Source organism: Streptomyces sp. A01 (genome assembly GCF_059026195.1).
Genome location: NZ_JBWLKN010000007.1, coordinates 168,362 through 180,468, shown reverse-complemented (window position 1 = coordinate 180,468; position 12,107 = coordinate 168,362). Strand labels below are relative to the sequence as shown.

Annotated in this window: 14 protein-coding genes; 1 reads left to right on the top strand and 13 read right to left on the bottom strand. The window is 67.5% G+C overall.

Features of this window, described 5'->3' with window-relative positions:
* The first annotated feature begins 515 nt into the window (after positions 1 to 515).
* On the top strand, positions 516 to 2,783 hold the full coding sequence (locus tag AC5P1B_RS11905) for a glycosyltransferase (RefSeq protein WP_493886835.1): 2,268 nt from the start codon (positions 516 to 518) through the stop codon (positions 2,781 to 2,783).
* Positions 2,784 to 2,918: 135 nt separating this feature from the next.
* On the opposite strand, the gene truA is transcribed toward AC5P1B_RS11905, so the two are convergent.
* The 13 genes from truA to rpsE all read right to left on the bottom strand — a co-directional run bounded on the left by truA (position 2,919) and on the right by rpsE (position 12,071).
* Complete coding sequence (gene truA, locus AC5P1B_RS11900; RefSeq protein ID WP_493886834.1) at positions 2,919 to 3,788, bottom strand: tRNA pseudouridine(38-40) synthase TruA; 870 nt, start codon at positions 3,786 to 3,788, stop codon at positions 2,919 to 2,921.
* Positions 3,789 to 3,895: 107 nt separating this feature from the next.
* Positions 3,896 to 4,408 carry a 50S ribosomal protein L17 gene (gene rplQ, locus AC5P1B_RS11895; protein ID WP_493886833.1) on the bottom strand — a complete coding sequence of 171 codons (513 nt, stop codon included), beginning with the start codon at positions 4,406 to 4,408 and terminating at the stop codon, positions 3,896 to 3,898.
* A gap of 260 nt (positions 4,409 to 4,668) precedes the next feature.
* A complete protein-coding gene (locus AC5P1B_RS11890) occupies positions 4,669 to 5,691 on the bottom strand; it encodes a DNA-directed RNA polymerase subunit alpha (protein WP_144380962.1) in 1,023 nt (340 codons plus the stop codon).
* Between the two features lie 231 nt (positions 5,692 to 5,922).
* Positions 5,923 to 6,327 (bottom strand): 30S ribosomal protein S11, encoded by a 405-nt coding sequence (gene rpsK / locus AC5P1B_RS11885; RefSeq protein ID WP_003948617.1) that lies wholly within the window; start codon positions 6,325 to 6,327, stop codon positions 5,923 to 5,925.
* 110 nt (positions 6,328 to 6,437) lie between these two features.
* Complete coding sequence (rpsM, locus tag AC5P1B_RS11880; protein ID WP_493886831.1) at positions 6,438 to 6,818, bottom strand: 30S ribosomal protein S13; 381 nt, start codon at positions 6,816 to 6,818, stop codon at positions 6,438 to 6,440.
* A 192-nt stretch (positions 6,819 to 7,010) separates the two neighbouring features.
* On the bottom strand, positions 7,011 to 7,124 hold the full coding sequence (rpmJ, locus tag AC5P1B_RS11875) for a 50S ribosomal protein L36 (RefSeq protein WP_003956441.1): 114 nt from the start codon (positions 7,122 to 7,124) through the stop codon (positions 7,011 to 7,013).
* Positions 7,125 to 7,184: 60 nt separating this feature from the next.
* Positions 7,185 to 7,406: a translation initiation factor IF-1 gene (gene infA / locus AC5P1B_RS11870; protein ID WP_030262853.1), complete on the bottom strand. Its 222-nt coding sequence runs from the start codon at positions 7,404 to 7,406 to the stop codon at positions 7,185 to 7,187.
* Positions 7,407 to 7,582: 176 nt separating this feature from the next.
* Complete coding sequence (gene map, locus AC5P1B_RS11865; RefSeq protein ID WP_493887011.1) at positions 7,583 to 8,425, bottom strand: type I methionyl aminopeptidase; 843 nt, start codon at positions 8,423 to 8,425, stop codon at positions 7,583 to 7,585.
* Positions 8,426 to 8,658: 233 nt separating this feature from the next.
* The gene (locus tag AC5P1B_RS11860) at positions 8,659 to 9,315 is read right to left on the bottom strand and encodes an adenylate kinase (RefSeq protein WP_493886830.1); all 657 of its coding nucleotides are present in this window, start codon (positions 9,313 to 9,315) and stop codon (positions 8,659 to 8,661) included.
* The gene (secY, locus tag AC5P1B_RS11855; RefSeq protein WP_493886829.1) at positions 9,315 to 10,628 is read right to left on the bottom strand and encodes a preprotein translocase subunit SecY; all 1,314 of its coding nucleotides are present in this window, start codon (positions 10,626 to 10,628) and stop codon (positions 9,315 to 9,317) included. Before secY ends, AC5P1B_RS11860 begins: the two co-directional genes overlap by 1 nt.
* 201 nt (positions 10,629 to 10,829) lie before the next feature.
* Positions 10,830 to 11,285, bottom strand: a complete 456-nt coding sequence (rplO, locus tag AC5P1B_RS11850; protein ID WP_493886827.1) for a 50S ribosomal protein L15 — start codon at positions 11,283 to 11,285, stop codon at positions 10,830 to 10,832.
* Between the two features lies 1 nt (position 11,286).
* Positions 11,287 to 11,469, bottom strand: a complete 183-nt coding sequence (rpmD, locus tag AC5P1B_RS11845) for a 50S ribosomal protein L30 (protein WP_493886824.1) — start codon at positions 11,467 to 11,469, stop codon at positions 11,287 to 11,289.
* The gene (gene rpsE, locus AC5P1B_RS11840) at positions 11,469 to 12,071 is read right to left on the bottom strand and encodes a 30S ribosomal protein S5 (protein WP_176163514.1); all 603 of its coding nucleotides are present in this window, start codon (positions 12,069 to 12,071) and stop codon (positions 11,469 to 11,471) included. The genes rpmD and rpsE overlap by 1 nt, the downstream gene beginning before the upstream one ends.
* Positions 12,072 to 12,107 lie beyond the last annotated feature (36 nt).

Genomic DNA, 12,107 nt, shown 5'->3' with positions numbered 1-12,107 from the left:
TCGCCCCTCGACGGCTGCCGCTCGATATTCCGAGTCATCCAACAGCCCGCCCGGCGCCGTAGACCAGTGTTTTCCGTGACGATCCGGTATCGCCGAGAGGGTTGCCCCGCAAACCCACCGCACCGAACACACCGCACCGCCGCACCGCACCCACCGCGACCACCGGCAACCCAACACACCACAGCCAACACAACGCACCCCACCCCACCCCACCCCACCCCACCCCACCACCGATGTCACCCACCCCCAACGTCACCCAACTCCCGCCCCCACCACCCCAAAGCATGTTTTTGGCTGGTCACCGAGTAAACGCGGCAGCGCCTCCGCGTGTCCGCCCGCGCGGACCACCCTCACTGACAGAAGGTTGTGCGATACATCACGTTTGTGCGCCATTCCATATTGGCGAAGACATGGGCAACTTCCAGCGCGCCGACTCGTCTTAGGGGACAGCCAAGGCCAGCACAGAGGGGAGACTCCGCTCCGGCGCACCCAGAGCACGCCGGGCGTACACCGCCATGAAGATCTCGTTCCTGCTGCACAACGTCTACGGCATCGGCGGCACCATCCGTTCCACTTTCAACGTTGCCGGTGCCCTCGCCGAACGCCACGACGTGGAGATCGTGTCCCTCATGCGCACCCACGCCATCCCCCAGCTCCCCCCACCCAGCGGCGTTGACATCGTGCCGCTGATCGAACTGCGCCCGAAGGCCAGAGCCACCGACGTGGATAACCCCCTCCTCGGCGAGCGCACCGCGCACATCCCGGCGGCCGAGGCGAACGGCACCACGAACTTCAACGCGCTCACCGACGCGCGCATGGCCGCCTACCTCGACGGCACCGACGCCGACATCGTGATCGCGACCCGCCCCGGCCTGCTGATCTACCTCGCCGAGTTCGGGCGCCACGACCGCTATCTGCGCATCGGCCAGGAGCACCGCCTCTACGGCACCCACAAACCGGCCCTGCGCGCCGCGTGCGACGCCGCGATCGCGCACCTCGACGCCCACACCAGCGTCTCCAAGGCGGACGCGGCGACGCACCGAGCGAACCTCCCCGGCATCGCGACCCGGCTGACCTCGCTCCCCAACGGCGTGCCCGCCACCGACGTCGAGCCTTCCGACGGGGCCGCCAAGCTGGTCGTGGCCGCCGGTCGGCTCATCCCGGTCAAGCGGTACGACCTGCTGGTCACCGCCTGGGCCACGGTCGCGGCCAGGCACCCCGACTGGAAACTGCGCCTGTACGGGCGCGGCCCGCAGCACGCTCCCCTCCGCCGCCAGATCGACCAGCTCGGCCTGGCCGAACACATCACGATCATGGGTCCCCACTCCCCCATCGAGACCGAGTGGGCCAAGGGCTCGATCGCCGCCGTCACCTCACGCGAGGAGTCGTTCGGCATGACGATCGTCGAGGCGATGCACTGCGGCGTGCCCGTGGTCGCGACCGACTGCCCGCACGGCCCCGGCGAGATCATCACGGACGGCAGCGACGGCCTCCTGGTCCCGGTCGGCGACGCGGACGCCATCGCCCAGGGACTGCTGAGCCTCATCGAGAACGACACGTGGCGCCGCTCCATGGGCGAGGCCGCGCGAGAGTCGGCCAAGCGGTTCTGCCCGCGGCAGGTGGCGGCCGCGTACGACGAACTGTTCGCCGAACTCCGCGCGGCACGCGGCAGCGCGCTCCCCGTCCCCCGGCGCAAGCGCGCGGCGGCCCTCCGCCGCCGGACAGTGAAGCCCCCGCTCACCTCGGTCCTCAAGGCAACCGTCAAGAACCTCATCCGGAAACCCCTGGCCCCAACCGCTTCCTGCCGCGTAGACGAGAAGGGCAACCTCGTCCTCCTCTTCGACGGTCCGGGCCTCTCCGGCCAGGGCCTGACGCTGACCCTCACCCGCCGCCAGCAGGGCGACCGCCTCAGCGTGCCCCTACAGGCATCCACCACACCACCTGCACCAGCCACTGAGACGCCGCACGCACCAGCCACTGGCATCGCGTCGCACGCACGAGCAACATCGAACACCCCGAACACACAGAACCCAGCGAACCCACCAACCACCCCAACCACCCCCACTACCCCAGCCACTCCAACCACCCCGACCACCCCGACCGCCCAGAACCCACCGGGCGCCCCTTGGACCGCGGTCCTGGACCACCAGGACCTGGCCCTCACAGAGGGCCGCTGGGACCTGCACGTCGTACGCGCCGGTGACGGCGCGCGCCGCCGCGTAGCGTGCCGCTACGCCGAGGGGCGCGGCCTGCTCACCGCTGAGCCGCCGTCCTGCTCCCCGTTCTCCTGGTGGGTCCCGTACACCACCGTCGACGGCTATCTGGCGCTCCGCGCCTGGCAGCGCCCGGCACACGCCGAGGCGCACACCCTCAGCCCCGGCGAGGACGGCGTCAGCGTCTCCGGCACCCTCTACGGCGCTGTCCTCAGCCCGGCGAGCGCCCCCACGGTCATCGCCACCCCGCGCACCGACGCCGGGCAGGCGTTCAGCACGCCGGTGACCGCCGTCGACACGACCAGGTTCCGGTTCACCATCCCGTACGAGCGGGTGCTCGCCGCCCACAACAGGCAGCCGGGCCCCGCCCCGGTCTGGGATCTCACGATGGAACCCGGCCCCGACAGCCCCGGCCTCGTGCGCGTCGGCCGGATCGTGGGCGACATCCTCGACCGGGACAAGACCGACCTGTACCCGCCGGTCAACGGCGTCCGCCCGTACATCACCAAGGCGAACAACCTGGCCCTGACCTGCCCGGCGCTGCCGGAAGGCACCAGCCGCCACACATGATCACCACCCACGGCCACCACCCACGGCCAAGGACGACAAAGGACGGCAGCCGGAAACCCATCAACAGAAATCCATCAACCAGAAACCCGCCAACAGAGACCCGTCAACAGAACAGAAACCCGCCAACGGAAACCGTCAGCAGCACCCGCCCCCGGCGGCCACTCCGGCCCCGGGCAGCGACCGCCTGTTCCGCGCCTCCCGATTGCGCGCGGCGAGCAGCTCGTCCGCCGGGTAGCCGACCTCCTCCAGGGTCAGGCCGTGCGGCCGGATGACGTTCACAGCGGAATTCCGTACGCCACCGGCCAGCACCTCACCGGGGAAGTCCACCGGCCGGTGTCCGTCGCCGACCAGCAGGAGCCCGCCGACCAGCGCCCGCACCATGTTGTGGCAGAACGCGTCGGCCCGTACGGTCGCCACCGCGATCCCCGCCGCGTCGCGCTCCCAGCGCAGGTCAAGCAGGGTGCGGATGGTCGTCGCACCCTCCCGCCGCTTGCAGTAGGCGGCGAAGTCGTGCTCGCCGAGCAGCCGCTCGGCCGCCTGGTTCATCCGGTCGATGTCCAGTGGCCAGTCGTGCCAGAGCACGTGCCCGCGAAGCAGCGGATCGACGCCGCCCCTGTGGTCGCCGACGCGGTACGCGTACCGGCGCCAGATCGCCGAGAACCGGGCGTTGAACCCGGGCGGCGCCTGCTCCAGCCGCCACACCCGCACGTCGTGCGGCAGCCGCCCGGCCAGCCGCCGCAGCAGCTTGTCGGCGTGCTCGGCCCAGACCTCCTCCGGCAGGTCCACATGCGCGACCTGCCCGCGCGCGTGCACCCCGGCGTCGGTACGGCCCGCCACCGTCAGCTCGTACGACTGGGACGACCGGGTCACGGTCTGGAGCGCGGTCTCCAGCTCACCCTGGACGGTGCGCCGCGCGCGCTGCTTCGCCCAGCCCGAGAAGTCCTTGCCGTCATAGCTCAGATCCAGCCGGACCCGCACGTGCCCCGGCGCTGCCTCGTCGCTCACGAAAAAATGTTCCTCTCCCATGCCGAACGGGCCCGCCCCAGAAGAATCTGGAGCGGGCCCGTCCGTACAGCCGTTGATACTCATCCCGCCAGCGACGGGAAGGAGGATCAGGCGTCCTTGGCCTCGGACTCGTCAGCGGCCTCGGCCGGGGCCTCAGTGGCCTCGCCCTTCTTGAGGTCCGCGACGGCCTGGTCGCCTGCGGCGTCCTTGGCGGAACGCTTGGTGGCGGCCTCGGCCTCGCCCACCGCGTTCTGCTGCACGGTCAGCGCCTCGACCAGCTCGATGACCGCCATCGGGGCGTTGTCGCCACGACGGTTGCCGATCTTCGTGATGCGGGTGTAGCCACCCTGCCGGTTCTCGTAGCGCGGCCCGATCTCCGTGAAGAGGGTGTGCACGACGCTCTTGTTCCGGATGGTCTGGAGCACCAGGCGGCGGTTGTGAAGGTCGCCCTTCTTCGCCTTGGTGACCAGGCGCTCCGCGACCGGACGCAGGCGGCGGGCCTTGGCCTCGGTCGTGGTGATCCGGCCGTGCTCGAACAGCGCCGTGGCGAGGTTCGCCAGCAGGAGCCGCTCGTGCGCTGCGCTGCCGCCCAGACGGGCGCCCTTTGCGGGCTTCGGCATGGTGTATCTCCTTGTGATCTGCACCGGCCGTATCAGGTACCGATGTCAGTGCCCGGACGGGCGATCGCCCGCCGGGACCCGGGGCTCACGCCTCGGAAGTATTCCAGTGAAACCGCCGACCAAGCCCAGCAAACTCAGCTCGGTCCGGCAAACCAAGCCCGTCCGGCGCTTGAGGACAAAAATGCCCGTCCGGCGCTCAGGACAAAGCCTCACCCCGGCATGGGGCGCCCGTCAAAACCAGGCGCCCCCGCCGGAGGTGATCAGTACTGCTCGGTCTCCACGAAACCGGCGTCCGCGTCGTCGTCCGCGCCGAACGCGTCAGCGGCGGCCGTCGGGTCGAATCCGGGCGGGCTGTCCTTGAGGGCCAGGCCCATGCCGGCCAGCTTCGCCTTGACCTCGTCGATCGACTTGGCGCCGAAGTTGCGGATGTCGAGCAGGTCCGCCTCGGAGCGGGCCACGAGCTCGCCCACCGAGTGGATGCCCTCACGCTTGAGGCAGTTGTACGACCGAACGGTGAGCTCAAGCTCCTCGATCGGCAGGGCGAGATCAGCGGCCAGCGCCGCGTCCGTCGGCGACGGGCCCATGTCGATGCCCTCGGCGTCGACGTTGAGCTCGCGGGCCAGACCGAACAGCTCGACCAGGGTCTTACCAGCGGACGCCATGGCGTCACGCGGGCGCATGGCCTGCTTGGTCTCGACGTCGACGATCAGCTTGTCGAAGTCGGTGCGCTGCTCGACACGGGTCGCCTCGACCTTGTACGTGACCTTGAGCACCGGCGAGTAGATCGAGTCGACCGGGATACGGCCGATCTCCTGGCCGACCTGCTTGTTCTGTACGGCGGAGACGTAGCCGCGACCGCGCTCGACGGTCAGCTCCATCTCCAGCTTGCCCTTGCCGTTCAGGGTGGCGAGGACCAGGTCGGGGTTGTGCACCTCGACACCGGCCGGGGGCGCGATGTCGGCGGCGGTGACCAGGCCCGGGCCCTGCTTGCGCAGGTACATCACGACGGGCTCGTCGTGCTCCGAGGAGACGACGAGCTGCTTGATGTTCAGGATGAGGTCGGTGACGTCCTCTTTGACGCCCGGCACGGTGGTGAACTCGTGCAGGACACCGTCGATCCGGATCGACGTGACCGCCGCGCCGGGGATCGAGGAGAGGAGCGTGCGCCGCAGGGAGTTACCGAGGGTGTAGCCGAAGCCCGGCTCCAGCGGCTCGATCACGAACCGGGAGCGGTATTCGTCGACGACCTCTTCGGTCAACGAGGGACGCTGAGCGATCAGCATGAGGTGTTGCCTCCAGTCTTCGGCACCCACTATTTGATGCCGACGGATACTGCAAGGGTACGGGCGGCACGCCTCAAAAGAGGCGTACCGCCCGAGACCGCTGACTTCTGCCTGCGCCGCGTCACATCAACAGTGTCGAGTGACGTCGGGCAGAGTCCGACGATCAGCCGCTCTCACTCCGGTACCGGTACGAGACCGGCATCGGCGCGTCGGCGGCGAAGCGCCGACGCGTCAGACGCGACGCCGCTTCGGGGGGCGGCAGCCGTTGTGCGGGGTGGGGGTGACGTCCTGGATCGAACCCACCTCAAGGCCGGTGGCCTGGAGGGAGCGGATCGCGGTCTCACGGCCGGAGCCGGGACCCTTGACGAAGACGTCGACCTTGCGCATGCCGTGCTCCTGCGCGCGGCGCGCGGCCGACTCGGCGGCCATCTGCGCGGCGAACGGGGTGGACTTGCGCGAGCCCTTGAAGCCGACGTGGCCGGCGGAGGCCCAGGAGATCACGTTGCCCGTGGGGTCCGTGATCGAGACGATGGTGTTGTTGAACGTGCTCTTGATGTGGGCGTGCCCATGAGCGACGTTCTTCTTTTCCTTGCGGCGCACCTTCTTGGCTGCACCCTGACGGCCCTTAGGAGGCATGTCTTTACTCCCGTGGAGTGGAGGTGATCGGTCCTACAGCGAAGACCGCTGGGTTCTGCGGGAGTCTGGGGGTCGCCCCCCAGGAAGACCGCAGTGCGTCCGGCTGAGGACTACTTCTTGCCCGGCTTCTTCTTACCGGCGATCGCGCGACGCGGGCCCTTGCGGGTACGAGCGTTCGTGCTGGTGCGCTGACCGTGGACCGGCAGGCCACGGCGGTGCCGCAGGCCCTGGTAGCAGCCGATCTCGACCTTGCGGCGAATGTCGGCCTGCACCTCACGACGGAGGTCACCCTCGGTCTTGAGGTTGGCGTCCACGTACTCGCGGATCTTGACCAGGTCCTCTTCGGGAAGGTCACGAACGCGGGTGTTCGGGTCGACACCAACAGAGGCGAGGGTTTCCTTCGCCAGGGTGCGGCCAATGCCGAAGACGTAGGTGAGGGCAACCTCCACGCGCTTTTCGCGCGGGATGTCAACACCTGAAACGCGTGCCATTCAATGGCTCCAGTTGAGGTTCGGGGGTCTTCCGCAGTGCTGTTCCCGGACTGCCGTCCTGCTGTCGCACAGAGACGATTCCGGGTCCCCGGCCCCCGCCGGAGGTGTCGCCAGCCGTGGCTGGACGAGCACTGCGTATGTACATGTTCGCTTGCGTCGCGCGAAGAACTGCGAGGTGCAGGTCGGCGTGCGTCAGCCCTGGCGCTGCTTGTGGCGCAGGTTGTCGCAGATGACCATGACCCGGCCGTGACGGCGGATCACCTTGCACTTGTCGCAGATCTTCTTGACGCTCGGCTTGACCTTCATGGGATGTCAGGTTCTCCGGGTCAGTGCCTGCACCCCACGGGAGCGGGGTATCGGCAAGATCTACTTGTAGCGGTAGACGATCCGGCCACGCGTCAGGTCGTACGGAGAAAGCTCCACGACGACCCTGTCATCCGGGAGGATGCGGATGTAGTGCATCCGCATCTTGCCGCTGATGTGCGCGAGGACCTGGTGACCGTTCTGGAGCTCCACCTTAAACATTGCGTTAGGCAGGGACTCGATCACGGTGCCCTCGATTTCGATGGCACCTTGCTTCTTGGCCACGCTTCGCCCTTCGAATCGGCTACCTTGATCAACTCTCGCATTCGTCATCCGCGGACATGCGGACGTGCGCGTATACGAGAGCCGACGCATCAGTCTACGTTAGGCCAACCGGAAAGACGAATCCAGGTCTCATGCCCGGGCGTGGAGATCGTTAAGCCATTGGACCCGAATGGCCCTCAGCGGCCGGCCAGCGGATCGGGGGCCGTCTCCACGCCGTACTCCGCCAGCTTGGCCTTGCCGCCGTCGACGGCGGTCAGCACCAGCGGGCCGTCCTCCGTCAGCGCGACGGAGTGCTCCCAGTGGCTCGACCAGGTCCCGTCGTCCGTCTTGACGGTCCAGTCGTCCGCCAGCACGTGCGTCTTCGCCGTGCCGAGGCTCACCATGGGCTCGATCGCGATACAGAAACCGGGCACCAGCTTCGGGCCCTTGCCGCGCTTACGGGAGACGTAGTTCAGCAGATGCGGGTCCATGTGCATCTCGCTGCCGATGCCGTGCCCGCCGTAGTCCTCGATGATCCCGTACTTACCGGAGGCGGGCCGCGGCTGCCGCCGGATGTACCCCTCGATCGCCTTGGAGATGTCCACCAGGCGGTTGCCCTTGCGGACCGCGGCGATCCCGGCCCACATCGACTCCTCGGTGACCCGGCTCAGCTCGTGCAGCTCCGGCGCGTGGCCCTCGCCGACGAAGGCCGTGTACGCGGCGTCACCGTGCCAGCCCTCGATGATGGCACCGGCGTCGATCGAGATGATGTCGCCGTCCTTGAGGACGGTCTCCTCATCCGGGATGCCGTGCACGACGATCTCGTTCACCGATGTGCAGATCGTCGCGGGGAAGCCGCCGTAGCCGAGGAAGTTCGACTTCGCCCCGTGGTCGGCGATCACCTTGCGGGCGACCTCGTCCAGATCCTTCGTCGTGGCACCGGGAACAGCCGCCTCGCGGGTCGCCGCGTGGATCGCGGCGACGACCAGCCCCGCCTCGCGCATCTTCGCGATCTGCTCCGGGGTCTTGATCTCCAGCATGGGCCGCCTTCCGCTCTCTGTCATCGGCTTTCCGTCATCGACGCGTTCATCGACGTATTCATGACCTACTCATGACGCATTCAAGGGTGCTGCATGAATGCGCTCGTGGGCGCGCTCGCGGCCGCGTTCGCGAGTGCCTCATGGATGCCCCACAACAGTACGGCCGCGATGCCCCTGAGGAGCACCGCGGCCATATCGCTGTTTCCGTCCGTCCCGTCGCCTCGCGGCAGGCGCTACGCCGCCTTCTGCGGCAGTGCGTCCATCGCGCGCTGGGTGACCTCGGCCACCTTGCCGAGCGCGGAGATCGTCACTACCAGGCCCTGCGCCTTGTAGAAGTCGATGATCGGCTCGGTCTCGCTGTGGTAGACCTCAAGGCGCTTGCGGACCGTTTCTTCACTGTCGTCCTCGCGCTGGTACAGCTCACCGCCGCAGATGTCGCAGACGCCCTCCCTCTTCGGGGGGCTGTACTGCACATGGAAGGTGTGGCTCGAATCCGTACGGCAGGTGCGTCGCCCGGCGATCCGCTTGACGACCTCGCCCTCGGGGACCTCCAGGTCGAGCACCGCGTCCAGCCGCAGGCCGTCGGCCTTCAGCTGCTCGTCGAGCACCTCGGCCTGGTTGAGGTTGCGCGGGAAGCCGTCGAGCAGGAAGCCGCCCTCGGCGTCGGGCTGCGCCATCCGGTCCTTGGCCATGCCCACGGTGACCTCGTCCGGCACCAGCTGACCGGCCTTCATGTACTCCTGGGCCTTCTGACCGAGCGGTGTGCCCTGACTGATGTTCGCGCGGAAGAGGTCGCCCGTCGAGATGTGCGGGATCGACAAGTTCTTGGCGAGGTACGCGGCCTGCGTACCCTTGCCCGCCCCGGGAGGCCCGACGAGGACGATTCGCATCAGCGGAGGAACCCTTCGTAGTGTCGCTGCTGAAGCTGGCTCTCGATCTGTTTCACCGTTTCGAGACCGACACCCACGATGATGAGGATGCTGGTCCCACCAAACGGGAAGTTCTGATTGGCATTGAGCGTCACCAGCGCCACCGTTGGCACCAGAGCGATCAGGCCCAGATACAGCGAGCCGGGCCACGTGATGCGGTTCAACACGTAGCTCAAGTACTCCGCAGTGGGACGACCAGCCCGGATTCCCGGGATGAAGCCACCATACTTCTTCATGTTGTCGGCGACTTCCTCGGGGTTGAAGGAGATCGCGACGTAGAAGAAGGCGAAGAAGACGATCAGCAGGAAGTACGTGACGATGTAAACGGGGTGGTCACCGGTCACGAAGTTCTGCTCAATCCACTGCGCCCACCCGGACTTCGAGCCGCTGAACTGAGCGACCAGTGCCGGGATGTAGAGGAGTGAGGAGGCGAAGATGACGGGGATCACACCCGCCTGGTTCACCTTCAGCGGGATGTAGGTCGAGGTTCCGCCGTAGGAACGGCGGCCGATCATGCGCTTCGCGTACTGCACCGGAATGCGCCGCTGCGCCTGCTCGACGAAGACCACCAGCGCGACCATCGCAAGACCGCACACGATGACCATGCCGAACTCCAGCCAGCCACCCATGATCTTGCCCTGCTGCTTGATCGCCCACAGACCGCTCGGGAACCCGGCGGCGATGGAGACGAACATCAGGATCGACATGCCGTTGCCGATGCCGCGGTCGGTCACGAGCTCACCGAGCCACATCACCAGGGCGGTGCCGGCGGTCATCGTGATGACCATGGTCACGGTCGTGAAGATCGACTGGTTGGGGACGATGTCCTGGCCGACGGAGCAGTTCTGGAACAGCGAGCCGCTGCGCGCGGTCGCCACCAGACCGGTGCCCTGAAGGATGGCGAGTGCCACCGTCAGGTAACGGGTGTATTGGGTGATCTTGCCCTGCCCGGACTGGCCCTCTTTCTTGAGGGCTTCCAGTCGGGGGATCACCACGGTCAGCAGCTGGAGGATGATGCTCGCCGTGATGTACGGCATGATCCCCAGCGCGAAAATGGTGATCTGCAGCAGTGCGCCACCGCTGAACATGTTCACCAGGCCGAACAGACCCTGCTGGGCCTCAGCCTGGTCCATGCACGTCTGGACGTTCTTATAGTCGATGCCCGGTACCGGGATGTGCGCCCCGATCCGGAAAAGGACGATGACGGCCAACGTAAAGAGCAGTTTCTTGCGCAGGTCGGGCGTCTTGAACGCTCGGGCGAACGCGGTGAGCACGGTGCCTCCTGCGCCCCCCGCGGCAGGCGCGAGAGGTGACGGTCTTGAGGATCGACGAATACAAATCAGTCAAAACCCGCGCGGACACAGGCCACGCGGAGGGTAACAGCGCACGCCACCTTACCGGCGACTGGGCCCCCCTAGGAACGACCAACCGGGGATGCCCCCTGTGAGGGACATCCCCGGCCGGTTGTCATCAGCTCAGAGCAGCTCGGTGACGGTGCCACCGGCGGCGGCGATCTTCTCCTTGGCGGAGCTGGAGACGGCGTCAACCGTCACCTGCAGCGCCACGGAGATCTCGCCGGCGCCGAGCACCTTGACGAGCTCGTTCTTACGCACCGCGCCCTTGGCGACCAGTTCGGCCACCGTGACCTCTCCACCCTGCGGGAAGAGCGTGGCCAGCTTCTCCAGGTTCACGACCTGGAACTGCTTGTGCGCGGGGTTCTTGAAGCCCTTGAGCTTCGGGAGACGCATGTGGAGGGGCATCTGCCCGCCCTCGAAGCGCTCCGGAACCTGGTAACGGGCCTTCGTGCCCTTGGTACCACGACCAGCGGTCTTACCCTTGGACGCCTCACCACGACCCACACGGGTCTTGGCGGTCTTGGCGCCCGGGGCGGGCCGGAGGTTGTGGACCTTCAGCGGCTTCTGCTCCGCCATGTCAGTCGACCTCCTCAACCGTCACGAGGTGGCGGACGGTCTGCACCATGCCGCGGAACTCAGGACGGTCCTCCTTGACAACCACGGTGTTCAGGCCCTTGAGCCCGAGCGAACGCAGGGTGTCGCGGTGGTTCTGCTTGCTACCGATGTACGACTTCGTCTGCGTGACCTTGAGGCGAGCCATTACGCACCCACCCCGGCACGCGCCCGCAGCAGAGCGGCGGGGGCGACATCTTCCAGCGGCAGGCCACGACGGGCGGCGATCTCCTCGGGACGCTGAAGCCCCTGGAGAGCCGCACGCGTGGCGTGCACGATGTTGATCGGGTTCGACGAGCCGAGCGACTTGCTGAGCACGTCGTGAATGCCCGCGCACTCCAGCACGGCGCGCACCGGGCCACCGGCGATCACACCGGTACCAGGCGAAGCCGGCTTGAGCAGCACGACACCCGCGGCCTCTTCACCCTGGATCGGGTGCGGGATGGTGCCCTGAATCCGGGGAACCTTGAAGAAGTTCTTCTTGGCCTCTTCAACGCCCTTGGCGATGGCGGCCGGAACCTCCTTCGCCTTCCCGTATCCGACACCCACGGTGCCGTCACCGTCTCCTACCACGACCAGCGCGGTGAAGCTGAAGCGACGACCACCCTTCACGACCTTGGCGACGCGGTTGATCGCGACAACGCGCTCAACGTACGCGGTCTTCTCGGCAGCTGCGCCGCCGTCCCGGCCCTTCCGGTCCCGCCGCTCGCCGCCACCGGCGCCGCCACCGCGGCGCTGGGGTCCAGCCATTGGAATTACCTCTCTCTGTTACGTCCGCTAGCTCCG

Coding starts and splice junctions, on each gene's coding strand:
- AC5P1B_RS11905 (WP_493886835.1), top strand. CDS start 516: ATGAAGATCTCGTTCCTGCTGCACAACGTCTACGGCATCGGCGGCACC.
- map (WP_493887011.1), bottom strand. CDS start 8,425: ATGCTGGAGATCAAGACCCCGGAGCAGATCGCGAAGATGCGCGAGGCG.
- rpsK (WP_003948617.1), bottom strand. CDS start 6,327: ATGCCTCCTAAGGGCCGTCAGGGTGCAGCCAAGAAGGTGCGCCGCAAG.
- rpsE (WP_176163514.1), bottom strand. CDS start 12,071: ATGGCTGGACCCCAGCGCCGCGGTGGCGGCGCCGGTGGCGGCGAGCGG.
- rpsM (WP_493886831.1), bottom strand. CDS start 6,818: ATGGCACGCGTTTCAGGTGTTGACATCCCGCGCGAAAAGCGCGTGGAG.
- AC5P1B_RS11890 (WP_144380962.1), bottom strand. CDS start 5,691: ATGCTGATCGCTCAGCGTCCCTCGTTGACCGAAGAGGTCGTCGACGAA.
- rplQ (WP_493886833.1), bottom strand. CDS start 4,408: ATGCCGAAGCCCGCAAAGGGCGCCCGTCTGGGCGGCAGCGCAGCGCAC.
- AC5P1B_RS11860 (WP_493886830.1), bottom strand. CDS start 9,315: ATGCGAATCGTCCTCGTCGGGCCTCCCGGGGCGGGCAAGGGTACGCAG.
- rplO (WP_493886827.1), bottom strand. CDS start 11,285: ATGGCGGAGCAGAAGCCGCTGAAGGTCCACAACCTCCGGCCCGCCCCG.
- rpmD (WP_493886824.1), bottom strand. CDS start 11,469: ATGGCTCGCCTCAAGGTCACGCAGACGAAGTCGTACATCGGTAGCAAG.
- rpmJ (WP_003956441.1), bottom strand. CDS start 7,124: ATGAAGGTCAAGCCGAGCGTCAAGAAGATCTGCGACAAGTGCAAGGTG.